Consider the following 24,955-nt stretch of genomic DNA (forward strand, 5'->3'; position numbering starts at 1 on the left):
AAGCCGGGGTGAGCGGAATGAGGAAATTTGTTACTTCCTTAGAAAAAGGAATGAGCAAAATCAATGAAATCGCCGGGTTCATAGCGGCAACTCTAATTGTTCTGCTGATGATCCTGACATTCGCCAATGTCACAGGCCGGTATTTTATCAGGCCGATCGTAGGAACACACGAGTTAACCTATTTGTCGCTGGCGCTAATCGTCTTTCTGAGCCTCGGCTACGTTCAAAGCAAGAAGGAGCATATTGCGATTGGAATATTCGTTGATAGATGTTCGAAGCGGACTCAGGCGGTCCTCGATGCGATCAGCTATTTCGTCACCTTCTCATTGCTTTTTTTAATGGGCTGGCAAATGGTTGTCTTCGCCGGCCGGACGAGTACGACGTTAACGGGGGATTTGCATCTGCCGGTTTCCGCCTTCGTCTATCTTTGCGCGCTTGGTGCTTTCCTATATGCCATGACCGCCGTCGTTGATTTTTTGAAGTCATTGCTGAAGGTGGTGAATCCGGAACATGAGTCCTGAAATGCTGGGCGGGTTGAGTATCCTGTTGTTAATCACACTAATTCTGCTTCGCGTTCAAGTCGCTGTAGCTTTACTATTAATCGGCTTTGTCGGCTACTCGTTACTCGTGAATGTCGACGCCGCTTTGGTTCAGCTTGGCAGTACCGCTTTTCAAACGGCGAGTAATTATAGTTTAAGTGTCATGCCTTTGTTTATTTTAATGGGGATGTTTTTATCCTACAGTGGTTTAGCGCGAGATCTGTTCCATTCAGTCGACCGCTGGATCGGCCATCTTCGCGGAGGAATGGGGATGGCGACGATTGGTGCCTGTGCGCTTTTTTCTTCAATTTCGGGCTCTGTCTCGGCGACTACGGCAACCATTGGCAAAGTCGCCTTACCAGAGATGGAACGCTATCATTATGATCAAAAAGTATCGACGGCCTGTGTCGCCGCCGGTGGGACGTTGGGGATTCTCATTCCACCAAGTGTGACGCTAATTTTATACGGTGTTTTGACAATGGAGCCGATTGGGCAATTGCTGATTGCCGGTATTGTCCCCGGCATTGCCATGGCGCTTTTATTTATGGTCACCGTCTATGTGCAGATTCGCAGAAATCCTGCCTTGGCTCCATTGAAAGCAGAGTCGGCCCCTTTCCGTGAGAAAATTGGCTCTTTAAAAAAGGTCTGGCCGTTTTTACTCGTCTTTCTCGTCAGCATCGGTGGAATCTATTTTGGCTTTTTTACCCCTTCAGAGGCTGGTGGTGTCGGGGCAATTGGGGCGCTTCTGATCGCTCTTGCGACGAAAACGTTGAACTGGACGAATTTTTTAAAGTCAATCATGGATACGGTGCGGATTACGGGGATGCTGTTTATGATTTTAATTGGCGCGGGTGTGTTCGGGAAATTTTTGGCGATTTCAAAGCTGCCGATGCAATTATCAGCGTCAGTTGCCAATACTACCATTTCACCTTATTTAATTTTACTAATCATTTTGCTCGTTTATCTCATTCTTGGACTGTTTATGGAAGGCTTCGCGATCCTCGTCCTGACATTGCCAATTGTCTATCCGCTGATCATTGATTTAGGGTTTAATGGCGTCTGGTTTGGGATCATTATGATTTTGGTGCTGAACATGGGTCTTTTGACACCTCCTTTAGGGCTAAGTGTGTATGTCATCAGCGGAGTGGCGAAAAATATCCCGATTCAAACGATCTTTCGCGGCGTCGTTCCTATGCTTGTCACGATCATTATTTTCACGGCGATTTTGGTTGTTTTCCCGAGTATCGTTACATTTCTTCCCGACATGATGTACGAGTAACAAGCCTGAAAAGGGCGAAAGGAGGACTTACATGAAAGTCGTTGGCATCTCCGGCACGATCATTGGAACGAAAACGAGTGCCGTCGTCAGTCTCGTCTTGGACGAAATCAAAAAAGTCGACTCCACTGTCGAGACAGAGCTGCTTGATTTGAAAAACTATCAGCTCCAATTTTGTGATGGGCGGGATCCGGCTGCCTATGAGGGGGATACGAAAAAAGTAATCGACATTATGAATGCTGCTGATGTCTTTTTATTCGGCACGCCGATTTTTAACGGATCCTTGTCCGGTCCGTTAAAAAATCTAATTGATGTAACGCCGGTAGCTGCGTTAAGGAACAAAGTGATCGGATTTATCGCAACAGGAGCAATTCCCCAGCATTATCTCGTTATCGAAAATCAGCTGAAACCGATAGCCGGCTATTTTCGCGCCTTTGTAGCGCCAAGCTCTGTCTACGTGACGCGCGACCATTTCAATGAACGGCAAGAACTGATCGATGAGGAAGTCATCAGGCGAATGGAGCATTTGGCAAAAGAGCTGGTTCATATGGGCAAGGCGTTGAAGTTTTAAAGAAAGAGAGGCTGCAAGATAAAGCCTCTTTTTTAATGATATCTCTAAGCTGTTCAGCAAAACGTTATGATAAACTGGCTATAGAGCTGGGAGGTAGAAACGGGTGAAATTGAACAGAAAAATAGGGATGGCGCTATGTGCGCTGGTCTTGCTTGCAGCCGTGTTTTTAGTCGGCACTCAATCCTATTTCAACAATAAGGAAATCAGTTTGGCAAGTGACCGCTGCTCTGAATTAGGCGGAGCTCCGAAGGTAGAAAGAAATCTTCTCTCCTTAAGCTATACTTTTTCGTGCGAGTAAACGAAAGGATGGCTTGTGGCGTGTGAAGCCATTGCCAGTAGGCCCAAAGATAGTTTTGTCTCAAGCTCAAATCGAGGGCTGGGCTAAAAGAAAAAACGTTTGGCCCAGCTCTTTTCTGCATTATGCAAGAGTGATCCCGCTCCATGCAAGTCTGGGAAAAGGGGAAAGACGTCCTTTTTTCCAGGCTCTTTTTTTATGCTTGGCGGTTCTTTCTCCGTCCGTTTGTAAGATTAAAGCGCTTTCCAGTAAGAAGTCAGTTAGAAATATATTTTATAGTTTTTCTATTCTACATGAATTGAATGGGGAGGCTGTCGCGATGGAATTAGAAACAAGAATTGGCAAGTCAACGAAAGAATCGATCGAAGTACATGGTTACGACCTGGCCGAGCAGTTAATCGGAAACATTACCCTTGCTGATATGGCGTTTTTAGGGGCGAAGCATCGAAAGCCGTCGGAGGAGGAATCACAAATGCTCAACGCATTGTTGATCGCGATTTGTGAGCACGGCTTTACCCCGAGTTCCATTTCGGCCCGACTTACGTATCTCGGCGCGCCCGAGGCTGTTCAGGCTGCCGTGGCGGCCGGCTTGCTTGGGGCCGGCACTGTTTATTTCGGGGCGATGGAATATGTCTCTGAAATGCTGCAAAACACTTTCCGGCAGCATGGAGAGGAGAAGAGCATTGAAGAGCTTGCGGCGACGGTCATTAAGGAACGGAAGGAGCAGGGTTTGCAACTGCCGGGGTTTGGTCACCACATCCATAAACCGGTCGATCCGCGTACACCAAAGCTGTTCGCGTTAGCGGAAGATCTCGGCTTCCTCCGTAAGCATTCAAAGCTATTGCTGGAGATGCACAAGCAGTTTTGTGAGGAGAAAGGGAAGCAAATTACGTTAAATGTCACCGGAGCGATCGGGGCGATCATGTCGGATATGGAGATTGATTACAGACTTGTGAAGTCATTTGCTGTCGCGGCGAGGGCTGTCGGGCTCGTCGGTCATATTGCCGAGGAGATTGAAAAAGGAAGGCAGGAATCCGTCGCTCAGCAGCTGTTTGAATATGTGGAGAACCATACCGATTACAGAAGTTGATAAGCAGGTTATTTTTGATGAACGGAGGGTGTGACAGATGATTAACAAAGTAATCGCTTCTGCTTCTGAGGCAGTTGCTGACGTAGATAACGCGAGCACGGTCTTGTTCGGCGGCTTCGGCGGCGCGGGGGTGCCGTATGAATTAATTTATGCGTTATACGACCAGGAGGCGAAAAACCTGACAGCCGTCAGCAACAATCCAGGCTATCACGAGGAAGGAATTGCGAAATTAATCGCTCATGACCGGATTGCGAAATTGCTCTGCTCTTTTCCGGTGCAAAAAGACAGCTATGTGTTTAAGGAAAAATATAAGCAGGGAAAAATTGATTTGGAGCTGATTCCCCAAGGGACGATGGCCGAACGGATCCGGGCCGGGGGAGCGGGCATTGAAGCCTTTTATACACCAACAGGTGTCGGGACGGAAGTGGCAAAAGGCAAGGACGAGAAGGAATTCAACGGGATCACTTGTATTCTAGAAAAAGCAATCAAAGGGGATTTTGCTTTTATTCGCGCGAAAAAGGCGGATCGCTGGGGCAATCTCGTTTACAACAAATCAGGGCGTAACTTTAATCCGGTGATGGCGATGGCGGCCAAGGTCACGATTGCTGAAGTTGATGAAATAGTCGAGGTCGGTGAATTGGACCCGGAGGCAATCGTCACACCGGGGATTTTCGTCCAACGTGTCGTAAAAAGGAGCTGAGAAAAAATGGATCAACGACTGCTATCGAGAGAGCAAATTGCCAAACGGATCGCCCAAGAGCTGCGTAATGGCGATGTGATTAATTTAGGAATCGGCATTCCTGTCCTGGTCAGCAATTTCGTTTCCCCGGAAGCGGAATTTATCTATCACAGCGAACAAGGTGTACTGGGGATGGGATCGCTTGCTGACCCGGATGAAGCTGATCCCGATCTCGTCAATGCCGCAAAGGAGCCTGTCACACTTGTTCCGGGAGGGAGCTTCTCTCATTCGGCCGACTCTTTTGCGATGGTCAGAGGTCAGCACATTGATGTGGCGGTGCTCGGCGCGATGCAAGTGTCAGAACGAGGCGACCTTGCCAATTGGAAAGTAAAAGGCGTGCAATTAGGCGGGATAGGCGGAGCCATGGATATTGCGATCGGAGCGAAGGCACTTTATATCGCGATGACGCATACGAGCAAGGATGGTCAGGCGAAAATCGTCAAGGAACTTGATTATCCGGTGACCGCTTTACAATGTGTAAGCTGTATTTTTACAGATATGGCTGTGATTGAAGTGACGAAGGAAGGGCTGCTTTTAAAAGAAATCGCCCCGGGACTGACGGTCGAGGAAGTCCAGCAGGCCACCGGGCCGGCATTAATTGTCCCGAATGATATAAAGGAGATTCACGTGTGAGGCAGGCCGGGTTAAAGGGTTTTTTACCTTTTTCCCGGCCTTTTTGCTAATTTTTCTCCGTTCCTCTTTTTGTCAGAAAAAAAACGCTGTGAGTAAGAAAAAGAGCCTGCCTGTGTAAGTAACTGGTTAGAGCAGCGTTTTAAAGTGAAGACAGTGGTTCACCACATCAAATTAACAATGAACAAGGAGGAGAATTCTATGCTGCAAAATCTTATTAACGGGATTCACCATGTAACGGCCGGGGTGGCAGGCGCCCAGGAAGATGTCGACTTCTTTACGACGATTGTCGGGCAACGTTTGGCTAAGCAGACGGTCTTAATGGACGGTCCATTGCCTATTTATCATCTTTATTATACAAATGCTGATGCTGATATCGGCTCGGCGATGACGACTTTTCCGTATGGAAAGGCTGGAATTAAAGCAAGAAGAGGCTCAGGGCAGGTTAAGATCACATCGTATACCGTGCCTTCCAATTCACTCGAATTTTGGGTGGCGCATTTTCAAAAGCATCATGTCCGGCACGGTACCATTGAAGAACGCTTTGGCCAAAGACGCCTAACTTTTATGCATCCATGCGGGCTTGAGTTTGAATTTGTCGAAGATGATACGGATACAAGGAGAGGATATGTCACCGATGACGTATCGATTAACGAAGCGGTCAAAGGATTCCATAGTGTGACGATGTCGGTGCGGGAAGTAGAAGAACAGAACCGTTTTATTACTGAAGTGCTCGGCTTTCAATTTATCGGCCAGGAAAGGAATTATTATCAGTATGAATTAAAGGAGGGGGGAGCGAATAAAACGATTTATGTTGTGCACGAGCCGGATCTTCCTCAAGGAAGCTGGGGTCTCGGTGCCGGTACGATTCATCATGTTGCCTTTGCCGTTGATACGGACGATGAGCTAAATCAGGTGCGGGAAATTGTGACGGGCTTGGGCTTTACCGACATGTCCGAAATTAAAGACCGTTATTACTTCCATTCCGCATACGTCAGATCGCCTGGTGGCATTCTTTGTGAGTTCACGACAAGTGATATCGGCTTTACGATCGATGAACCGTTTGAAGAGCTTGGACAAAAGCTTCATCTTCCGCCGTGGAAGCTTAAGGATAGTGAAGAAATTATGAGCCAGCTTGAACCGATCACCAATCCGCAAAAGCCACTGGTGAAATAAGGCGCGTTAATGAATATTCATTTACAGCAGCCGGTCGTCAGGCGGGGGCCGGCGGTTTCTGAAGCACAAGCCGTTGTCTTCATGGTGCACGGGCGTGACCAAACGACTGAGTACGTCTTGAATCTAGTGGATCGCATCCAGCTTCCTGATGTTCATTATGTCGCCCCGCAAGCGGCTCAGAACAGCTGGTACCCGGTCGGCTTCATGAAAGAGATCGCTGAAAATGAGCCTTATTTAAGCTATGCTCTCGATTGCTATGAGCAGCGGATTTCAGAGCTGGTCGCCGAGGGCATACCGAAATCGAAGATCGTCCTGCTCGGGTTTTCGCAGGGAGCTTGTTTAACAGCTGAATTTGCGGTACGCCGTCCTGAACGGTATGGCGGGATTATCGTCTATACGGGTGGGGTGATCGGGCCTGATGGCACGAAATGGAATAGCCAAGGCTCCTTTCAGAATACTCCGGTTTTTCTGGGGTCAAGCGATGTCGATGAATGGGTGCCGGAACAACGGATTCATGATACCGCGGCGATTTTTAACAAGCTCGGCGCTCAAACGAAAACGGTTATATATAAAGGGATGGGGCATGAGATCAATGACGACGAAATCGATTTTGCAAGAGAGATGATTCGCAATGTGAAAGAATGAAGTGCGGGAGGTTCTGCCGAAAATCGTAATCAAAAAATAGAAAGCGCTTTCGGTTTTGCCGGAACTTCTCATTGCCCTTCCAGAAGAAACGCACATTGTGCCCATGCTTATTTTGGAAGGGTCTTTTGCATTTAATAGAAGGGGGGAGTCGGATGGCAGCTCGTGCGTATATTGTACGTGCACAGCGCACTGCGGTCGGCAAGCTAGGGGGTACCCTGAAAAGGATCGAACCCGATGACTTGCTTTTACCTTTGCTTCAGGATATCAAAAAGCAGAAATCGCTACCCGAGAGCCTGATCAATGAGGTCATTGTCGGTCAGGCGAAACAAAGTCAGGATCAGGCAAACATAGCGAGAAAAGCGCTGTTAAAAGCTGATTTTCCAGAGTCGCTGCCGGGCTATACGGTTCATCGCCAATGTGGAAGCGGGATGCAGGCGATTCATAACGCCTTTTTTCAAATGAAAGCCGGCCTGGGGGAGGCCTTTATTGTGGCAGGGGTCGAAAGCATGAGTACAGCGCCTTATTATTTGCGCAATGCCCGGTTCGGGTTTTTCTCAGGAAATGCCGAGATTCTCGATCCGAATAAAGAGAGTCAGCCGGGGTCACAGCCGGAAGAAACCTATGGACGATTGACGATGGGGATGACCGCTGAGAATCTCGCAGAAGAATACTCGATCTCGAGAGCAGAGCAGGATGCCTTTGCCCATGCCAGTCAAACGAAAGCAAATGCGGCAATCATAAGCGGAAGGTTCAAAGACGAAATCATCCCGATTTCGGTCCCGCAACGAAAAGGGGAGCCGCTGCTTTTCGCCACGGATGAGCACCCTAGAAAAACCACGATCGAAAAACTGGCTTCTCTCAAACCGGTGTTTAAACAAAATGGAACGGTGACAGCTGGAAATTCGTCAGGATTTAACGACGGTGCCTCGCTGCTGCTCGTCGTCTCTGAAAACATCATCAAGCACTATCAACTGAAGCCGCTCGTTGAGATCGTCGGTGTCGGGGTAGCGGGAGTGCAGCCTGAGCGGATGGGAATCGGTCCGGTACAGGCAACGGAAAAAGCATTACAAATGGCGAAGCTGAGACGTGAGGATCTTGGTTTAGTAGAGGTGAATGAAGCCTTTGCTGCACAAGCGCTTGCCGTCATGAAAGAACTTGATCTTCCTGAGGAAATTGTCAATGTCAATGGCGGGGCAATCGCGCTCGGACATCCGATTGGGAACAGCGGGGCGAGAATTTGTGTGACGCTGATTCATGAAATGATGAGGCGAGGAGTTGAATGGGGGCTAGCGACTTTATGTATTGCCGGTGGTCAGGGAATTGCCACGATTTTCAGACATGCCGCTCGATGAGCTCGCGTTGACCTTGATAAAGGAGAATCGGAATGGAAGCATTTTTATATGAAAGTCATGAATCCCGTGTCAAATTCGGTAGAGGGCTGATAAGAGAAGCTGGATTTGAGCTGGAGAAACTAGGCGGCAAAAGAGCACTGGTGATCACGACAGCGGGGCGCCGGGAACTCGCCAATAGCATGGCCGCATTACTTGGAGAACGGTGCGCCGCTATGTTTACGGAAGCGGTTCAGCATGTACCCGTAAAAACGGTCGATAATGCGATGAAAGTCGTGCGTCAATTTGATGTTGATAGCTTTGTGCCTGTTGGCGGAGGTTCCTCAATTGGCCTGGCGAAAGCGCTCGCTTTGAAAACTGGCTACCCGATCTTGGCGATCCCGACAACCTATGCCGGTTCAGAGATGACACCGATTTGGGGAATCACGGAAAACGGGCAGAAAAAAACGGGGAAAAGTTTGCTTGTCAGGCCGAAAACAGTCATTTATGACCCCGAATTAACAGTGACCTTGCCGTCACGCCTGACAGCGACAAGTGGCATAAATGCTGTAGCCCATTGTGTAGAAGGGCTATATGCTGAAAATGCCAATCCGGTCATTTCCCTGTTGGCGGAGGAAGGAATTCGCGTCCTCTGTTCAACGTTGCAGGCGCTTATCGAGAGCCCGAAAGATGTCACCCTGCGTACGGAAGCTTTGTACGGGACATGGCTCGGCAGCTTCGTGCTAGGTTCGGTAGGGATGGCGCTCCATCATAAGCTGTGCCATGTGCTTGGGGGGAGCTATAATCTTCAGCACGCGGAGACGCATGCTGTCATCCTGCCCTATGCGCTCTGGTACAACTCAGCTGCTATCCGGCCGGCGCTGGAAGCGATCGCCCGGGCGCTCAACTGCGAGCCTGATGATGTCGCCGGCTCTTTATACGATCTGACAAATGCCTTGGGTGTTCCTGTTTCATTAAAGGAAATCGGGATGAAGAAGGAGCAGCTTGACGAAGCTGCGGACATTGCTGTGAAACATCCATACTACAACCCCCGGCCTCTTGAGGCAACCTCAATTCGTCATTTATTAGAGTACGCCTTTTATGGAGAAAGACCAAAACGGAGCAAGCTGCTTTAACAAGCAATTTGGAAGGAGGGAAGCCGGGTGAGTGGACCTTTGAACGATCCATCTGGGCTTGTCCTGTTATATGATGATCTTGCCAGTCAGCTTGGCTATTTGATGGGAGCGGCGACGGAAGTAAATAAGGAAAAGGTGAATTTTATGGCTCACCATGGAAAAGGGCTTGTCTATGTCTGCATTACAGAAAGTCATGCAAAGCGACTCGCCTTGCCCCTGATCGGCGGAGCGGGTTCGTTACAGTCCGCTAAAGCCTTCGCTGTTTCGGTAGACTATACAACATCAACGACAGGGATTTCCACGTTTGAACGTGCGGAGACGATTCGCGCATTTGCCAGGGCAGGGACGAAAGCAGAAGACTTTAAAAGACCGGGTCACATCTTTCCATTAATCAGCAGCGATAAAGGCATCATAACAAAGCGGAACATTTGCGAAGCGGCAGTCTCTCTGGCGGATATGCTCACAAAGGAACCTGTTGCCTACCTTTGCGAAATTCTTGATGAAAAAGGAAAGATAGCCTCATTAGACAGGTTACGTGAAATGGCTGAACTCCATCGCCTTCCCTTCGTCACGATCAGTGAGGTGACTACATGGCAGCTTGAAAAAACAAATTGGCTCGATATAGGGGAAAGAAAAGTGATGAAAGCGGCCAATCAGGAGATCGACGTTTATCAAATGACAAACCGCCTGAATGAAAGCAGCTTCACGGTCTATTTGCGGAAAACACGAGACAAACTGAAGCGGATTCATGTGTACGAACAATGCATATGGGGTGACTTGTTGAATGAAAACCAAAATTGCTCGTGTGAAAAACACTTTCCGTACTATTTTGATCAATTATTATACGGTACCTACAGCTGTCTCATTTATCAACGGGCAGATGAACGTCAACCGCTTAGCGCCGAAGAAAAGAGAGTGGTCATTAAGCAACTGCGTGAATGGATACAGCAAACAGACATGACGCAAAAGTCCGATCAGAAAATAAAAGAATTGACGTGACTACACTCGGGCAAACAAACTGGGGGAACGGGGAATGAAAGAAAACGACGATCTCATCATTCATTTACCTGACTTGTCCTTCGTACAGTGGTGTGAGAAAAGATATGGCCTCAATCGAGGCGTTTACAATACGATCGACGAATGGTTTTTTCTGAACGGAACAAAAGACATCCTGAAACGAAGGAAAAAGATTTTGCACTTTTTAGCCAATCACTCCAAAGAATGCCGGAATGGCAGGCGGATGAAGTTTGGTCATGGCCGGCTGACGGCATTGTTAACGGAATTCCTGGAAGTGAATCAGAGGAGTGGCAGACAAGAGGATATAAAGGAAAACGCGATTTCTTAGCCATCAAAAAATGGGTGTGGAAACGATTAGAACAGCATGGGTGAAAGATGAAGATGGCTCCTCTTACTATATTTTAGAAACATTAAAGAAGGCTTTTGATCCAAACGGGATCATGAAGAAAGGGACGATTTTCCCGATTGAATAAAATGGTTAAAACAAGGATCGAGCTATGAAAATAGTAGCTCGATCCTTGTTTTAGATTCGCATATTTACCGAAGCTGCTGAAAAAGTGAAAATCGTACTTTTTCAACAGCTTTTTCGTAATGAGCGTAGCCGTTGCCTGATTTTGAAAGCCTTACTACGAGTGGGTTTCTCGTAGTAAGGCGCGCAACGCGCGGAGCCATTACTCTTCTTCGAGTTACGGAAAAAGAGGTTTTTCAGTGGCCTCTATTTACCTGCATTTCTTACTTCCGTCCGCAGCATTTTTTGTATTTTTTTCCGCTTCCGCATGGGCAGGGGGCGTTTCTCCGTACTTTTCGGTAGCTTTGCATGTCGATGACATTGTGCTCTTCCGGGGTGGAGAGGCGGTTCACTTCATTCTGGGTGTAGCCTTTGAATTTCCACTGGCGGGTATTCATAAACACGTCCATCAGATGATTCGTAAACAGCTCGCCAATCGGGGCGGTAGGGAGTTCGAATTCCTCTTTGGCAGATGTAATTAATTCATCCCAACTTATATCGTTTTTGATTCTCGTGTCAAAATCAAGCGCTTCCTCATGAAGATCTTCGTTTGAGAGATGGTAGCCCTCTTGCAGAAATGCGAGAAGCTTTTTCATCGCTGGTGTATATTCGACAAATTGATCGTCGGCTGCCTGCAAAAATTGTTCCTTCGTAAATGGATAATAGTCGACCTCCGGATACATCGCCTGTTCCTCTTTTAGATGCTCAGAACCAAATACTCTACAGTGGAGCCAACCATCGTCGGCCGGGATGAAGGGCATGTCCATTTCAGCGATATTGAAAAAGAGAATATCCATGTACTCTATCATATCGAAGGTCTCCCCATACATCCCTGTCATCATGTCGTAAAGGGTATCATTGGGTAAATAACCGTAATAGTAAAGCATCCCGGCAGTTACATTCAAATAGTCGGTATTCCTTTTCACTGTTGCTTGCAGATTGTTTTTCTCTGCTTGCTGAAACACATGTCGGACTTCCTCCGGCATCGTTATAACGAGCTCAGCTTTCGCTTTTCTGAAAGCTGGAAACGCGATACTAAAGTCGCTCAAAAATGCGAGCTTCTCCAGTGACAATTCAGCAGCGGCGATAAACTCATTCCTGCTTAACTTGCGTAACAGCTTGTAGTTCTCTTCATTTAACAGAAAGAATCGGTCGATTAGCTCTGAAGGGATTCGTTTGCTCAGTTCATCTGCAAGCTCTGCTTTTTTTAATTGACTCAAGCCTGAAATGTTGAATAGCCGCCGCATCAAGTCCAGCTGTGTTTTTGGTACAGCGCGCAGAGCTTCCTGAAGGGAACAGGGAGCGGAGATGTTTCTCGCTATTTTTAGTTGACGCCGTTTTTCAAGCTTAATCTGCTGTCTTTCTTCCTCTATCAACGCTTCCATAAATTCATCTAATACGTCTTTATCGGACTGATCAAAAAAATCACTGATAAAGCATACCTCCTGTCTGATCTTTTTACCCTATTCCTCTTTGAAACTAGTATAGAAAAAATAGAGGAATTTATCTAGGTTTAGACAGCATTCAATGTAATCAAAATGAGCGCAGGGCCAAAGAAAAAGTGGGGAAGGGAAAACAAAGATAGCGCAAGGGGCTGCCCTATCTTTGTAATGTGAGGGAATGGCGAGTGTTTACTTTTTCATATAAATACTGAACGCCATATAATACATACGCTTTGTAATGCAGGTAGATAAAGAATTGAGATCGGTTTAGCTTGTGTAAGCGGACAATTTTTAATTTTTCAAGGATGTCGAAAAAGACAAAGGCAAAAAGGCCATTCGCGATTGCGTTGAGCAGGATAAATTTTTTGAAGTTCCCGTATGAAAGCTTGAGCATCCACATCGAAAGAGGCATATAGGGACCAATATCAAAAGGAAGTTCATCTCTGAGAAAGGAATTTGGTTTGTCGTAAAACTTCCACCATTTCCGTTTATTTCCGTACAAGTGATTTAAAATCTCGAAAATGACGATAACGATACCCGAAAAAGAGTATTGTTTAAAAGTACGCTTTCCAATGAACAGCATCGACAGCCACGGCACAATGAGTAGCGCCAGGTTAACAAACAGATGCTTCCTTGATATCACTTTCCATTCCTCCTTCACTTCCTTCGCTGTTTTTTATGTCTGTTTTAACGTAACCATTATTACAAAAAAAAAATCATCGATTGGACGATTGGCTGACTTCAATATGGACAAAGCTTGTAAAGAGGGAAGATCAATAAAGTTTACATAAGATTTTTATGGGAAAGAAATTCTTTACCTAGGCATAAAGGGGTGTTTTGTTCCGGTTGATGGGCCGAACAGAGGGGGCGCGGGTTGCAGTGTATTTCATCGTGAATGTAACATGTCAATAGTATGGATCATTTGTGGCGGGACTGTCTAGGAATCGAACCTAGCGGAGACGGCACGCGCCTCCCAGGCGGTTTTGAAGACCGTGGCGAACACCAGTGTCGCAGCCAGCCCCAAGGGACAGCCTCCATTATACAAGCAAAGGAAGGAGCTTGCAAACCAAAAATCGCTGTGCATTTTCTTTAAAGTCATTGTCTGTTTACAGACAAGCTCTTCGATACGAAGTATAATAAAGCTATTATGACAGATTTAGGAGCAGTGAATGATGGTTCGTACTCTTGAAGAAAGTATAAAAGACCTTGAAAAAAACGGTCAGTTGATGCGAGTGACAGAAGAGATTGATCCCTATCTTGAGATGGCGGCATTGCATTTGAAGGTATTTGAGGCCGGGGGTCCGGCGCTGCTATTTGAGAAAGTGAAGGGCTCGAAGTACAGGGCGGCGTCAAATATATTCGGCGATTTGGCGCGAAGCAAGTTTCTTTTCCGTGAGACATTGCAGAAGACGCAGGAGGTTATCGCCCTGCGCAATGATCCGATGAGCGTGCTCAAGCAGCCGTTCAAGCATATGAAAACCGGGCTCGCCGCGAGCAAGGCGCTGCCGCAGAAAAAAAGCTTTGAGTCAGCCGGCTTTGAGGAGATCAGCATTTCCGATTTGCCGATGATTCATCATTGGCCTAACGATGGCGGGGCATTTGTCACGCTGCCGCAAGTGTACAGTGAAGATCCGGAGAAGCCGGGAATCATGAATGCGAATCTCGGCATGTACCGGGTGCAATTAAGCGGCAATGACTATGAGCTTAACAAGGAAGTCGGACTTCATTATCAGATCCATCGCGGAATTGGTGTCCACCATGAGAAAGCGGCTCGTCTTGGCAAGCCGTTGAAGGTCAGTATTTTTGTCGGCGGCCCACCGGCGCATACGCTGGCGGCGGTGATGCCATTGCCGGAAGGGCTGAGCGAGCTGACCTTTGCTGGACTGCTGGCGGGGCGCCGCTTTCAATACAGCTATGTCGACGGCTATTGCATTAGCCACGACGCTGATTTTGTCATTACGGGGGAAGTTCATCCGGGCGAAACGAAGCCGGAGGGTCCTTTTGGCGATCATTTAGGCTATTACAGTCTGACTCACCCGTTTCCTGTCATGAGAGTGCATAAAGTGTTTGCCAAGCCGAAGGCGATTTGGCCGTTTACTGTCGTTGGCCGCCCGCCGCAGGAGGATACCGCTTTTGGCGAGTTGATTCATGAGCTGACGGGAAGCGCGATCAAGCAGGAAATCCCGGGAGTGAAGGAAGTTCACGCTGTCGATGCCGCGGGGGTGCACCCGTTGCTGTTTGCGATTGGCAGCGAGCGCTACACGCCTTATGCGCAGGTGAAGCAGCCGGCCGAGCTTTTAACGATCGCCAACCGTATTTTAGGAACAGGGCAGGTCAGTCTGGCAAAATATTTGTTCATTACAGCGGAGGATGACAAGCCGCTTGACACCCATCAGGAAATTGAATTTCTGACGTATATATTGGAACGGGTGGATTTGCGACGCGATTTGCATTTTCAAACGAATACGACGATTGATACGCTTGATTATACAGGGACCGGACTTAATCAAGGCAGCAAGGTGGTTATAGCGGCATATGGCGAGAAGAAGCGTGAGCTGTGTCAGGAGGTGCCGGCCGGGCTTGAAGGGCTTGCCGACTTTGGGCGGCCGCAGTTTGTGATGCCGGGAGTCGTCGCGCTTCAGGGGCCAGCTTTTGTCAGCTATGACGAGGCAGAAGAGGAAGTGAAGAAGCTCACTTCCGAGCTTGCCGAAAAAGCCGGGCTTGACTCCTGCCCATTGCTCATTCTATGTGATGACAGTGCGTTTGTCAGTGACACGCTGGCCAATTTCCTGTGGGTTACTTTTACGCGCAGCAATCCGTCGCATGATCTGTACGGGGTGAACAGCCGTTATGAATACAAGCACTGGGGCTGTGATCAGCTAATCATCGATGCGCGCATCAAGCCGCACCATGCCCCGCCGCTTATTTCCGATCCCGAGGTGGAAAAAAGTGTCGCTCCTCTCGTGTAACGGATCGTATGAATAAAGAAGGGCAGGCAGCAATGAAGACAGCAGAAAAAAATTATATGTACCTCTATGCCTATCATGACGATGACGAGGCGTTAGCGAAGCTGGAAATGCGCAGCCTCTTTGGGGCAGATACGGGTATGAAGGTGCTGCAAAGCAGGAAGAAGATTGATCCGAGCAGAAGTCCGTTTATACGTGGGCGAATCGAGATCATCGTTCAGGCTGAGTCGTTGGAAGAGCTACTCACGAAAGCGGATGGTCGGGTCATTGAAGCGGAGTCCTTTAAAGTGACGATGATCAAAAATGACAGTCTGGCAAAGGGAAAATCGCTTGCTTTTCACGAGCGTCGCCGGCTGGAACGAGAGATTGGCTCGTTGCTGCGGGGAACGGTGGATCTCAACAAGCCTGAACGGATCGTCGCTCTGCTTACATGGACGGAAGGCTGGCTCCTCGGCTATTACGAGGAAAGTCAGTCGATCTGGCTCGAGCATCAGCACAAGCCGGAGGCGTATTCAACAGCCTTAAGCACAAGGGTCGCGCGAGCGGTTGTCAATATCGCCGTGCCTGAGCCGCAAGGAGCGAAGGTGATTGATCCGTGCTGCGGTGCAGGGACGGTTTTGATTGAGGCCTTGTCAATGGGCATTGAGATTGCCGGTGGTGAGGTCAATCCGCTCGTCGCCCAGAAGGCGCGCAAAAACGTTGCTCACTTCGGCTACGAGTGTCCGGTCAACCTTCGCGATATGCGGGAAGTCCGGGAGCGTTATGATGTCGCGATTATGGATATGCCCTACAATCTTTGTTCGGTGCTCAGTCCTGACGTGAAGCGGGAGATGCTTGAGGCGGCGCGGGCGTTTGCCGGTAAGCTTGTCGTCGTGACCGTGGAAGAACTCGATTCGTTTTTACAGGGGGCTGGCTTTCATGTCATCGACCGGGCGCTTGCGAAAAAAGGCCGCTTTGTCCGTGAAATCATCGTTTGCCGATGATTTTCGTTCAACCGCGCTGCAAGCTATGTTACACTTAAACAAAGAGAATATGGAGGGGAACAAATGGGGAAACGATTTTTGCTTTTTTTAGTGACGAATATTATGGTCATGACGACGATTGTCATTGTCTGGTCGCTGATTACCCGTTTTACAAGTGTCAATGGCACGTTTGAAACAGGTGGTCCTGGTTTGGGCATTGATTATGCTTCGTTAATGATCTTTAGCTTGCTTGTCGGCTTCACCGGCTCGTTTATTTCCTTGGCGATGTCGCGCTGGGTCGCGAAGAAAATGATGAAGGTCAAGGTGCTTGATCCAAATGGTTCTTTATCGGCTCAGGAACGGGCTGTCGTGGAAAAGGTACATCGCTTTTCACGCGCGGCCGGGCTTACACATATGCCGGAGGTCGGGATTTACCCGTCTGCTGAGGTAAATGCTTTTGCGACAGGGCCGTCGAAGAAACGCTCGCTCGTCGCTGTTTCGGCCGGTCTGTTAAACACGATGGACGAGGATGCGGTGGAAGGTGTCATCGCCCATGAGGTGGCGCATGTCGCCAATGGCGATATGGTGACGATGACCTTGCTGCAGGGGATCGTCAATACATTTGTCGTCTTCTTCTCACGGATTGCGGCAATTATCGTCTCGCGCTTTGTCAGAGCAGAGCTGCAATGGATTGTCCAGTTTGCGGCGATCATTATTTTCCAAATTTTATTTTCGATTCTCGGGAGCATTGTCGTCAACGCGTATTCGCGCCATCGTGAGTTCCACGCTGACCGTGGCGGTGGCGATTTAGCCGGAAACGATAAAATGGCCCATGCGCTTCGTTCGTTGAAGGCGTATGTCGACCGGGCGAAGGTCAATGACCGGACGGACGATACGGCAATTCAGACGATGAAAATAAACGGAAAAGGCGGAGTGATGAGACTGTTTTCAAGTCACCCCGATTTAGATGAACGCATTGCCCGCTTGGAACAACGCTAATGAGAGAGCAGTGGCGGTGCTGATTAATCACGATGTACGCAAGGCTGAGTCAAAAACGGGAATTCCGTTTGACTCAGCCTTTTTTAGTGTTGATCATGGCCGGGCGCTGAGCCACTATTCTTTTGTTTTGCGACTGGCGTGTAGTATGATGTAGCGTGAGACAGTTGACGCTTTGGAAAGAGGGATTTTGACATTATGAAGCATTACACGGTTGGAATGGCGGGCCATATTGATCATGGCAAAACGACGCTGACGAAGGCATTGACCGAGGTTGATACGGATCGTCTTAAAGAAGAAAAAGAACGGAATATTTCGATTGAGCTCGGCTATGCGCCGCTTACATTGACGGCTCAAATGGAAGTGTCTTTAATTGACGTCCCGGGGCATGAACGGTTTATTCGGCAGATGATCGCCGGGGTGGCCGGTATTGATCTTGTCATCCTTGTTGTCGCCGCGGATGAAGGGGTGATGCCGCAAACGCGGGAACATCTCGATATTCTCCGCCTTCTTGGTATTGAAAAAGGAATCATTGTCATGACGAAAATCGATCGCGTCGATGAAGAGGGGCGTGAACTGGCAGAGCTTGATATTCGCGACGCTGTCGAAGGGACGTTTCTCGAAAAAGCCGAGCTGTTTTATGTTGACAGCGTAACGGCGTCCGGAATCACTGAATTGAAGGAAGGGCTGATCAGACAGCTGCAAGAGACAGAAAGCCGTGAGTCCGGCGGCGCTTTTCGTTTGCCGATTGATCAGGTTTTTACTGTGCATGGACAGGGAACAATTGTACGAGGGACGGTATATGAAGGTGCTGTTTCGGAAGGAGATATGCTCGAACTGTTGCCGCAAAACAAGCTCGTGCGCGCCCGCCAGCTCCAAGTCCATCATCAGGCTCGCAAGCAAGGGCAAGCGGGTCAGCGCGTCGCCATTAACCTTGGCGGAATTAGCAAAGAGGAGATCAGGCGCGGCGATGTTCTGGCGAGCAGCGGGCAGTTTGAAACGACGACAACGATTGATATTGCGTTAACGACGGTTGCGTCGCTTAAGCTGCCAGTCAAGCAACGGAGCGCGGTGAAGCTTCATCTCGGCACGGCTGAAGTTTTCGGAAAGATTGTCTTTTTTGACCGTAATGAGCTGACGGAAGGGAACAGCGAGCTTGTTTGCCAGCTGCGACTTGACCGTCCACTCGTGACGAAAAGAGGGGACCGTTTTATTTTACGGCGGCCGACACCGATGGAAACGATCGGTGGCGGTGTCGTGATCGATCCCGAAGCGGGCAGCTATCGATTCGGACAGGAAACGGTGAACATGCTCGAACAAAAAAAGACAGCGACACCGGAGGAGCGGCTTGATCAGCTTCTATTAGACAAGAAACTCGTCGACGTTTCTGAAGCTGGTGCCGTTTTGCAGCTGACGGAGCCGGCTTTATACGAATGGGCAGACGAGCATCAAGCGTTTGTTGTAGTAGCCGGAGCGGTGACGAGCAAAAGCGTACTTGCTGCGCTGCGGCAGGAGCTGCTTGCTGAGCTGACGGAGTATCACCGCGCGCATCCGTTGCGGACCGGCGTAAAAAAAGCCGAGCTGCTGCAAAGCTATCAAAGGCGTTATCCGGCCCGTTTACTGGAGTGGCTGCTTGAACATTCGCGAGAAGAAGCATTTGAACGGCGAGGTCCATATGTCGCCCTCATGACCCATACCGCTCATCCGCCGGCGCAGTGGCAAAAGCGGGTCGAGCAGGCGCTTGCGGCGGTCAAAGAGGAAGGGATGAACGTCACGCCATTAACGGATCATTTTGAGCGCCAGCAGCTGCCAGCTTCCTTAATCGACGAGCTGACCCACTATGTGCATGAGACAGCGCGATTGTATCAGCTTGATGACAAGCATTCGGTTGATGTAGAAGTCTTCAATGACTATGTGAATCGCTTGAAAGCAGGGACGGGTGCCGAGTTCACCTTGCAGGAGGCGAAGGAAATCAGCGGTCTGTCGCGCAAATATCTCGTTCCTTTTTTAGAAAAAATGGATCAGATAGGACTGACGTCGCGGCAGGAGCAGCTGCGCAGATGGCGTGATAAAGGAGAGTCAAAAGAAAATGAAGCTTAAGCATCTCTTCTTTTTTACACCTTATTACGAACAAAATCGCGGGAACTCGACGACAGCGAAGCGAATTGTCGCCGGGCTCGTGGCAAGAGGCATCAAGGTTACGGTCTTTCCCTATGAAGAAGCAAGCTGGGACGAGGAGTGGGACGAGCGCTTTGCCGAGGCTGATCTGTATCATATTCTTCATTTAAGACGTTTTGCCGAATGGCGTAAGCAAAGGGACGGGCTTGAATTTTTAAAGCCTTATGTCCTGACATCAGGAGGCACTGACGTCAATGAAGATTTGAAAAACAGAGAGGCGGCGAAGCTGATTCAGTCTGTCACGACCCAATCGTGCGCGATTACCGTTTTTAGTGAGGATGGGCGAAGCAAGCTGCTTCATGCCTATCCTGAATTAACTGAACGAATTTATGTCATTCCGCAGAGCGCGTGGCTACCGGACCCGGATTATGAAATGCAGATACCGATACATCCGGGTTGGCCGAAGCTGCTACTGCCGGCCGGCTTGCGTCCCGTAAAGGATGTCTTTTACATATGGGAAGAATTAAAGCGCATGCGGGAAAAATGGCCGGAGCTGACGTTTACGATCATCGGCGCGGCGTTGGATGAAAAGCTGTTCGCAGAGGTGGAGCGGCGCCGGCAAAAATATGACTGGTTTCACTATATTCAGGAAGTGCCGCTTGCCTGTATGCGCTCTGTGTACGAGCAGTTCGATCTTGTATTGAATTTGTCAAAGTCTGAAGGGCAGCCGATGGCGTTGCTGGAAGCGATGGCGTTCGGTAAACCGGTTGTGGCCCGGCGGAACCCGGGAAACGAAAGCATTATTGTAGATGGTGAGACAGGGGTGCTGTTTGATCAGCCGGGACAGTTTCCCGCCCTCATCGAACAAGTGCTGGAGCGTGATGAGTGGCGCCGGCAGCTGACCGAACGGGCCCGGCTGTTTGTTGAAGCGAAGCATTCCGTCGAGCAGGAAATCGCGGCGTTGCTTGCTGTGTATGATCACTGCCTGCAGTAGGTAAGCAGAAAGTGAAAGACAAGGATAAATACTTTACAAACGTTTATCATGGTGGTATTTTTTACAAGGCAACACGTGAGAATGATAAGAAGGTGGAGAACAAATGAAAAAATGGTTAGTAGCAGTAGGAGTTGTGCTTGCATTGGCAGGCTGTGGCGGAGGAGAAACGGAGCAGCCGACGGAAGGAACGGAGCAACCGGAATCAGAGGGGACTTCAGAGCCGTTTGAAGTCGCTGTGATTCCGTCGCAAACGGTTGGTGAGATGCAGACTGGACTGGATTTGCTTGAAGAAAGGCTCGCTGATGGACTTGGCAGAGAGGTGAAAGTGGAGTCGTATCCGAATTATAATGCTGTCGTCGAAGCGCTCAATTTTAATCATATTGATTTAGCATTCCTCGGCCCTCTAACGTACGTCATCGCTCATGAACAGAGCGGGGCAAAAGCGATTGTTACACAGGAAGTGGAGGGCAGTCCATATTATTATTCCTATATTATTACGCATGCCGATGCGCAGTGGGAATCACTCGATGAGCTGTTAGAGGATGCGGCTGAAGTTGATTTAGCTTTTGCCAGCATTTCCTCGACGTCAGGTCATTTAATGCCGGGGCTTGAGCTGCGTCAGCGCGGTTACTATGAGAGCGAGGATCAGCATCAATTTAATCAGGTTCAATTTGCCGGTTCACATGATATTGTCGCTTCGCTCGTTCAGGAGCAAACGGTCGATGCCGGCGCGATTGACAGCGCGATTTTGGAAGCGTTGATGAAGGAAGCGGATGCCAACGGCGGTTCCTTGCGCGATGATGTGAAGGTCATTTGGCAGTCGGAGCAGCTTTATCAATATCCATGGGTCGTTCCGTCTGAAATGGATGACGAGACGATTGCTGCTATTCAAGAGACGTTTTATCAAATTGATGATCCGGAAATCCTGCAAATTTTCGGTGGAGCCTCTGCTTTTGTCGAAGCCGATCACAGCAAGTATGCTGACGTGCTAGAAGCCGCCCGGGAATTTGATATGCTGACATTGGAATAGATCGCCATGGTATGGTTTCGGAAACGGTATATCGTTTATGTGATTCTGCTCATTGTCGCCTGCTGGTGGAGCATGCGGATAACGGGATTTGACTTTCGCCAGCTTACCGAGCTCGGCAACATGTTTGAGATGCTGGCGACCCGCTTTTTTCCAATCGAATGGTCACTTTTGCCGAGAATGGCCTATCATAGCATTGTCACATTGGCCGTCGCTTTTTTAGGCTCGCTGTTCGCTCTTATGATTGCGCTGCCTGTCAGCTTTCTCGCCGCGCAAAATACGAGCGGTTCAATTGGAGTGTACGGAACGAGCCGCTTTCTGTTAAGCGGCTTGCGTTCGATTCCTGAAATTGTCTTCGGGCTGCTTTTTGTTACGGTTTTAGGCCTTGGCCCATTTGCAGCGGTGCTGGCAATCATCCTTCATAATATCGGCGTGCTCGGCAAGCTGATCGCCGAGCTGATCGAATCAGCCGACCCCGGTCCGCAGGAAGCGATGAAGTCCATTGGCGCGACGAAATGGGTCGCCAACTTATTTTCGATTTTGCCGCAAATATGGCCTAATGTTCTTTCGCATTATTTCTACCGGTTTGAAGTGGCGATCAGAACGTCGTTGATTCTCGGTTTTATTGGCGGCGGAGGAATCGGCCAGCAATTATTTAATCATTTTCAGAGCTTTTATTACACGGCGGTTGCCCTTGATATTATTTGTATCATGGCGCTTGTGCTTCTCGTTGATTTTATTGGCGGGCGGATCCGGGCGCGGGTCATTTAGCCGTAGACGATCAGGAAGGAGAGGGTGTCGATGTTGAAGCTGACCGATGTCGTAGTCCGCTATCCGAAGGTGGCGGAGCCGGCGCTCGACCGGCTCTCGTTATCATTTGAACAGGGAGAGTTTGTTTGTGTGCTCGGAAAAAGCGGAGCTGGAAAATCAACCTTCGTCCGGACGATTAACCGTCTTCAGCCCGTCTCCTCCGGTTCGGTTCACTTTGAAGGACAGGAGCTGACGACGTTGTCTGAAGCGCAGATGAGAGCGGTCAGACAGGAAATGGTGATGATTTTTCAGCATTTTCACTTAATCCCGCGAATGACGGCTTTTCAAAATACGCTGACCGGCTTATTTGGCCGGCGGCCGGCGTTGAAAAATCTGCTCGGTTTGTTTTCAAAAGAAGAAAAACAGCGCGGGCGGCTGGCGCTGGAGCAGGTCGGCCTCGAACGCCACGGTGACAGGCGGGTTGAAGCGCTCAGCGGCGGACAGAAGCAACGGGTTGGCATCGCGCGCGCCCTGCTTCAGGAGCCGAAGCTGCTGCTTGGAGATGAGCCGGTGGCGAGCCTTGATCCAGTGACGTCGCGTCATATTTTCACGCTTTTACGCGATATTCATCAGAAAAAAGAGCTGCTATCGATTGTCAATGTTCATGATGTCAGCCTGGCGAAGGAATTTGCGACGCGGATCATCGCCTTAAAAGACGGGCAGCTGCTTTTTGACGGCAAGCCTGAAGAGCTTGATGAGGCGACGTTTTCCGCGATTTATCAGTAAGAAAAAAATGAAGCAGGGCGTCATCCAATCTTTTCAATAAAAAGATGAATTTTACTCATGTTTTCCTTTTTGTCGGGCACACTTGTATTGTACAAAAAGGAGGGATTTGAGTGAAAAAGAAGGACGAAGAGCATCAAACGGAACCGCTTGGCACCGGGGAGTCGGCCGAATCGCTAACGAATCGGCAGGGACATCCGGTAACTGACAATCAAAACGTAAGAACGGTCGGCAACAGAGGTCCGACGACGCTGGAAAACTACGATTTTCTCGAAAAAATTTCGCATTTTGACCGAGAGCGGATTCCGGAGCGTGTCGTCCATGCCCGCGGAGCCGGGGCGCATGGCTATTTTGAAGCGTACGGAAAAGTCGGTGACGAGTCGCCCGCGCTTTATACACGGGCGAAGCTGTTTCAGGAAAAAGGGAAAAGAACGCCGGTATTTGTCCGCTTTTCAACGGTCGTCGGTGCACGTGAATCAACAGAAACAGCACGGGATCCTCGTGGGTTCGCCGTGAAATTTTACACGGAAGACGGCAACTGGGATCTTGTCGGTAACAATTTAAAGATTTTCTTTATTCGTGATCCGCTTAAGTTTCCTGATATGATTCATGCTTTTAAGCCCGATCCGGTGACGAATATTCAGGATCCTGAGCGGATGTTTGATTTCGTATCGCAGTCTCCGGAAGCGACACACATGATCACCTTCGTATTCTCGCCGTGGGGCATACCGGCCAATTACCGGCAAATGCAAGGCTCTGGCGTCAACACCTACAAATGGGTGAATGAAAAGGGTGAAGCGGTGCTGATCAAGTATCATTGGGAACCGTTAAAGCAAGGTATTAAAAACTTAACGCAAAAGGAAGCGGAGCACATTCAGGCGACGAACACGAACCATGCGACACAGGATTTGTTCGAAGCGATTGAGAATGGCGACTATCCTGAATGGGAGCTCTGTGTGCAAATGATGAGCGACGAGGAGCACCCGGAGCTTGATTTTGATCCGCTCGATCCGACAAAGCTCTGGCCGGCGGAGCAGTTTCCTTTCCTTCCTGTCGGCAAGATGGTGCTAAATAAAAACCCTGAAAATTACTTCAATGAAGTTGAGCAGGCGGCGTTTGGCACCGGGGTGCTCGTCGACGGGCTTGATTTTTCAGATGATAAGCTTCTTCAAGGTCGCACTTTTTCCTATTCCGATACCCAGCGTTACCGTGTCGGCTCAAATTATTTACAGCTGCCGATTAACTCGCCGGAAAAACGCGTGGCGACAAACCAGCAGGGCGGTCAAATGGAATACCATGTTGATACCGCTCCAGGTCAAAATCCGCATACGAATTACGAGCCGTCGTCATTAGGCGGGCTGAAGGAAGCGGAGCAGATCGGCGACGTCCATAAACCGCACTACGACGATAAGCTCGTCCGCGAGCCGATTGACCGGCAGAATAACTTCGGGCAGGCCGGCGATACGTACCGCAGCTTTGAGCCGTGGGAGCAGGACGAGCTGATTTCGAACCTCGTTGATGCGCTTTCTGTCTGTCAGCCGCATATTCAGGAGAAAATGATTGAGCATTTTACAAAAGCTGACGAGGATTACGGCCGTCGCGTCGCCGAAGGACTGAAGGCGGCAGGAACAATGAGTAAGGAACATACCAGTTCCAAGCAGGCCGACGAAGCCGTCGACGAGGCGCAGAAGCTCGGCCACAAAGCCGACCGCTACTAGCTCACAAAGCGATCTTCTTTGTGAGCGAAGCAGAGGAGGAGCCATCGCCAGCAGTTAAAAGGAGAAGGGAAGCGGTTTTATTCCCTGCTCCGGGCGAGGAGCGAAGCCCTCTGCAAAAAAAAGAACAAGGCGATCTTCCTTGTGAGCGATGAAGACGTCCGGACCGCTTCGGGGATGAAACAAAAGGTAGCATGGAGGAGGCTGGGACAAAAGGTTGTTTTTTTACCTTTTTCCCAGCCTCTCTAAGCA

At 49.2% G+C, this 24,955-nt stretch carries 25 protein-coding genes and 1 tRNA gene; 23 read left to right on the forward strand and 3 right to left on the reverse strand.

Annotated elements, in window-relative coordinates; genetic code table 11:
* The first annotated feature begins 17 nt into the window (after positions 1-17).
* The 14 genes from ABMB67_RS00420 (at position 18) to ABMB67_RS00485 (ending at position 10,915) form a co-directional block, all read left to right on the forward strand.
* Positions 18-521, forward strand: a complete 504-nt coding sequence (locus ABMB67_RS00420; protein ID WP_354570770.1) for a TRAP transporter small permease subunit — start codon at positions 18-20, stop codon at positions 519-521.
* On the forward strand, positions 511-1,818 hold the full coding sequence (locus ABMB67_RS00425) for a TRAP transporter large permease (RefSeq protein ID WP_354570771.1): 1,308 nt from the start codon (positions 511-513) through the stop codon (positions 1,816-1,818). The genes ABMB67_RS00420 and ABMB67_RS00425 overlap by 11 nt, the downstream gene beginning before the upstream one ends.
* 31 nt (positions 1,819-1,849) lie before the next feature.
* Positions 1,850-2,386, forward strand: coding sequence for an NADPH-dependent FMN reductase (locus ABMB67_RS00430; protein WP_354570772.1), 537 nt, complete (start codon positions 1,850-1,852; stop codon positions 2,384-2,386).
* Between the two features lie 103 nt (positions 2,387-2,489).
* Positions 2,490-2,684: a hypothetical protein gene (locus ABMB67_RS00435; RefSeq protein WP_251222167.1), complete on the forward strand. Its 195-nt coding sequence runs from the start codon at positions 2,490-2,492 to the stop codon at positions 2,682-2,684.
* Positions 2,685-3,000: 316 nt separating this feature from the next.
* Positions 3,001-3,771 carry a citryl-CoA lyase gene (locus ABMB67_RS00440; RefSeq protein ID WP_354570773.1) on the forward strand — a complete coding sequence of 257 codons (771 nt, stop codon included), beginning with the start codon at positions 3,001-3,003 and terminating at the stop codon, positions 3,769-3,771.
* A gap of 37 nt (positions 3,772-3,808) precedes the next feature.
* A complete protein-coding gene (locus tag ABMB67_RS00445; RefSeq protein ID WP_354570774.1) occupies positions 3,809-4,471 on the forward strand; it encodes a 3-oxoacid CoA-transferase subunit A in 663 nt (220 codons plus the stop codon).
* Positions 4,472-4,477: 6 nt separating this feature from the next.
* Positions 4,478-5,143 carry a 3-oxoacid CoA-transferase subunit B gene (locus tag ABMB67_RS00450; RefSeq protein ID WP_251222170.1) on the forward strand — a complete coding sequence of 222 codons (666 nt, stop codon included), beginning with the start codon at positions 4,478-4,480 and terminating at the stop codon, positions 5,141-5,143.
* A 198-nt stretch (positions 5,144-5,341) separates the two neighbouring features.
* Positions 5,342-6,316, forward strand: a complete 975-nt coding sequence (locus ABMB67_RS00455; protein WP_354570775.1) for a ring-cleaving dioxygenase — start codon at positions 5,342-5,344, stop codon at positions 6,314-6,316.
* Between the two features lie 9 nt (positions 6,317-6,325).
* The gene (locus ABMB67_RS00460; protein ID WP_354570776.1) at positions 6,326-6,961 is read left to right on the forward strand and encodes an alpha/beta hydrolase; all 636 of its coding nucleotides are present in this window, start codon (positions 6,326-6,328) and stop codon (positions 6,959-6,961) included.
* Between the two features lie 152 nt (positions 6,962-7,113).
* On the forward strand, positions 7,114-8,313 hold the full coding sequence (locus tag ABMB67_RS00465; RefSeq protein ID WP_354570777.1) for a thiolase family protein: 1,200 nt from the start codon (positions 7,114-7,116) through the stop codon (positions 8,311-8,313).
* 32 nt (positions 8,314-8,345) lie between these two features.
* Positions 8,346-9,425, forward strand: coding sequence for a maleylacetate reductase (locus ABMB67_RS00470; RefSeq protein ID WP_354570778.1), 1,080 nt, complete (start codon positions 8,346-8,348; stop codon positions 9,423-9,425).
* A 27-nt stretch (positions 9,426-9,452) separates the two neighbouring features.
* On the forward strand, positions 9,453-10,424 hold the full coding sequence (locus tag ABMB67_RS00475) for a 3,4-dihydroxy-2-butanone-4-phosphate synthase (RefSeq protein ID WP_354570779.1): 972 nt from the start codon (positions 9,453-9,455) through the stop codon (positions 10,422-10,424).
* A 34-nt stretch (positions 10,425-10,458) separates the two neighbouring features.
* Positions 10,459-10,770, forward strand: a complete 312-nt coding sequence (locus ABMB67_RS00480; protein ID WP_251222176.1) for a hypothetical protein — start codon at positions 10,459-10,461, stop codon at positions 10,768-10,770.
* Between the two features lie 16 nt (positions 10,771-10,786).
* Positions 10,787-10,915, forward strand: a complete 129-nt coding sequence (locus tag ABMB67_RS00485; RefSeq protein WP_354570780.1) for a hypothetical protein — start codon at positions 10,787-10,789, stop codon at positions 10,913-10,915.
* A 259-nt stretch (positions 10,916-11,174) separates the two neighbouring features.
* On the opposite strand, the gene ABMB67_RS00490 is transcribed toward ABMB67_RS00485, so the two are convergent.
* From ABMB67_RS00490 to ABMB67_RS00500, 3 genes are all read right to left on the reverse strand, one after another.
* On the reverse strand, positions 11,175-12,335 hold the full coding sequence (locus tag ABMB67_RS00490) for a YecA family protein (protein ID WP_354570781.1): 1,161 nt from the start codon (positions 12,333-12,335) through the stop codon (positions 11,175-11,177).
* Between the two features lie 214 nt (positions 12,336-12,549).
* Positions 12,550-13,035, reverse strand: coding sequence for a hypothetical protein (locus ABMB67_RS00495; protein ID WP_251222178.1), 486 nt, complete (start codon positions 13,033-13,035; stop codon positions 12,550-12,552).
* Positions 13,036-13,317: 282 nt separating this feature from the next.
* A tRNA-Sec gene (locus ABMB67_RS00500) sits at positions 13,318-13,414 on the reverse strand.
* A gap of 147 nt (positions 13,415-13,561) precedes the next feature.
* On the opposite strand from ABMB67_RS00500, the gene ABMB67_RS00505 reads away from it, so the two are divergent.
* From ABMB67_RS00505 to ABMB67_RS00545, 9 genes are all read left to right on the forward strand, one after another.
* On the forward strand, positions 13,562-15,361 hold the full coding sequence (locus ABMB67_RS00505) for a UbiD family decarboxylase (protein ID WP_435528534.1): 1,800 nt from the start codon (positions 13,562-13,564) through the stop codon (positions 15,359-15,361).
* 32 nt (positions 15,362-15,393) lie between these two features.
* Complete coding sequence (locus ABMB67_RS00510) at positions 15,394-16,341, forward strand: TRM11 family SAM-dependent methyltransferase (RefSeq protein ID WP_354570782.1); 948 nt, start codon at positions 15,394-15,396, stop codon at positions 16,339-16,341.
* Positions 16,342-16,404: 63 nt separating this feature from the next.
* Positions 16,405-17,319, forward strand: coding sequence for a protease HtpX (htpX, locus tag ABMB67_RS00515; protein ID WP_354570783.1), 915 nt, complete (start codon positions 16,405-16,407; stop codon positions 17,317-17,319).
* Positions 17,320-17,514: 195 nt separating this feature from the next.
* Entirely contained in the window at positions 17,515-19,416 is a 1,902-nt protein-coding gene (gene selB / locus ABMB67_RS00520) for a selenocysteine-specific translation elongation factor (protein ID WP_354570784.1), read from the forward strand.
* Positions 19,406-20,428, forward strand: coding sequence for a glycosyltransferase (locus tag ABMB67_RS00525; RefSeq protein WP_354570785.1), 1,023 nt, complete (start codon positions 19,406-19,408; stop codon positions 20,426-20,428). The genes selB and ABMB67_RS00525 overlap by 11 nt, the downstream gene beginning before the upstream one ends.
* Positions 20,429-20,531: 103 nt before the next feature.
* Positions 20,532-21,458, forward strand: coding sequence for a phosphate/phosphite/phosphonate ABC transporter substrate-binding protein (phnD, locus tag ABMB67_RS00530; RefSeq protein ID WP_251222184.1), 927 nt, complete (start codon positions 20,532-20,534; stop codon positions 21,456-21,458).
* A 6-nt stretch (positions 21,459-21,464) separates the two neighbouring features.
* The gene (gene phnE, locus ABMB67_RS00535; RefSeq protein WP_251222185.1) at positions 21,465-22,226 is read left to right on the forward strand and encodes a phosphonate ABC transporter, permease protein PhnE; all 762 of its coding nucleotides are present in this window, start codon (positions 21,465-21,467) and stop codon (positions 22,224-22,226) included.
* A 30-nt stretch (positions 22,227-22,256) separates the two neighbouring features.
* A complete protein-coding gene (gene phnC / locus ABMB67_RS00540) occupies positions 22,257-22,991 on the forward strand; it encodes a phosphonate ABC transporter ATP-binding protein (protein WP_354570786.1) in 735 nt (244 codons plus the stop codon).
* A gap of 110 nt (positions 22,992-23,101) precedes the next feature.
* Positions 23,102-24,706 carry a catalase gene (locus tag ABMB67_RS00545; protein ID WP_354570787.1) on the forward strand — a complete coding sequence of 535 codons (1,605 nt, stop codon included), beginning with the start codon at positions 23,102-23,104 and terminating at the stop codon, positions 24,704-24,706.
* Positions 24,707-24,955: the final 249 nt, after the last annotated feature.

Origin of the sequence: Halalkalibacter oceani (assembly GCF_040544555.1) — a bacterium.
Classification (GTDB): domain Bacteria; phylum Bacillota; class Bacilli; order Bacillales; family Bacillaceae_D; genus Halalkalibacter; species Halalkalibacter oceani.

Bases quoted from the DNA above. Each gene is read 5' to 3' on its own strand.
- phnD (WP_251222184.1), top strand. From the start codon at position 20,532: ATGAAAAAATGGTTAGTAGCAGTAGGAGTTGTGCTTGCATTGGCAGGC.
- ABMB67_RS00445 (WP_354570774.1), top strand. From the start codon at position 3,809: ATGATTAACAAAGTAATCGCTTCTGCTTCTGAGGCAGTTGCTGACGTA.
- ABMB67_RS00480 (WP_251222176.1), top strand. From the start codon at position 10,459: ATGAAAGAAAACGACGATCTCATCATTCATTTACCTGACTTGTCCTTC.
- ABMB67_RS00490 (WP_354570781.1), bottom strand. From the start codon at position 12,335: ATGGAAGCGTTGATAGAGGAAGAAAGACAGCAGATTAAGCTTGAAAAA.
- ABMB67_RS00460 (WP_354570776.1), top strand. From the start codon at position 6,326: ATGAATATTCATTTACAGCAGCCGGTCGTCAGGCGGGGGCCGGCGGTT.
- ABMB67_RS00430 (WP_354570772.1), top strand. From the start codon at position 1,850: ATGAAAGTCGTTGGCATCTCCGGCACGATCATTGGAACGAAAACGAGT.
- ABMB67_RS00505 (WP_435528534.1), top strand. From the start codon at position 13,562: ATGATGGTTCGTACTCTTGAAGAAAGTATAAAAGACCTTGAAAAAAAC.
- ABMB67_RS00465 (WP_354570777.1), top strand. From the start codon at position 7,114: ATGGCAGCTCGTGCGTATATTGTACGTGCACAGCGCACTGCGGTCGGC.
- selB (WP_354570784.1), top strand. From the start codon at position 17,515: ATGAAGCATTACACGGTTGGAATGGCGGGCCATATTGATCATGGCAAA.
- phnE (WP_251222185.1), top strand. From the start codon at position 21,465: ATGGTATGGTTTCGGAAACGGTATATCGTTTATGTGATTCTGCTCATT.
- phnC (WP_354570786.1), top strand. From the start codon at position 22,257: ATGTTGAAGCTGACCGATGTCGTAGTCCGCTATCCGAAGGTGGCGGAG.
- ABMB67_RS00510 (WP_354570782.1), top strand. From the start codon at position 15,394: ATGAAGACAGCAGAAAAAAATTATATGTACCTCTATGCCTATCATGAC.
- ABMB67_RS00450 (WP_251222170.1), top strand. From the start codon at position 4,478: ATGGATCAACGACTGCTATCGAGAGAGCAAATTGCCAAACGGATCGCC.
- ABMB67_RS00525 (WP_354570785.1), top strand. From the start codon at position 19,406: ATGAAGCTTAAGCATCTCTTCTTTTTTACACCTTATTACGAACAAAAT.
- ABMB67_RS00470 (WP_354570778.1), top strand. From the start codon at position 8,346: ATGGAAGCATTTTTATATGAAAGTCATGAATCCCGTGTCAAATTCGGT.
- htpX (WP_354570783.1), top strand. From the start codon at position 16,405: ATGGGGAAACGATTTTTGCTTTTTTTAGTGACGAATATTATGGTCATG.
- ABMB67_RS00420 (WP_354570770.1), top strand. From the start codon at position 18: ATGAGGAAATTTGTTACTTCCTTAGAAAAAGGAATGAGCAAAATCAAT.
- ABMB67_RS00425 (WP_354570771.1), top strand. From the start codon at position 511: ATGAGTCCTGAAATGCTGGGCGGGTTGAGTATCCTGTTGTTAATCACA.
- ABMB67_RS00440 (WP_354570773.1), top strand. From the start codon at position 3,001: ATGGAATTAGAAACAAGAATTGGCAAGTCAACGAAAGAATCGATCGAA.
- ABMB67_RS00455 (WP_354570775.1), top strand. From the start codon at position 5,342: ATGCTGCAAAATCTTATTAACGGGATTCACCATGTAACGGCCGGGGTG.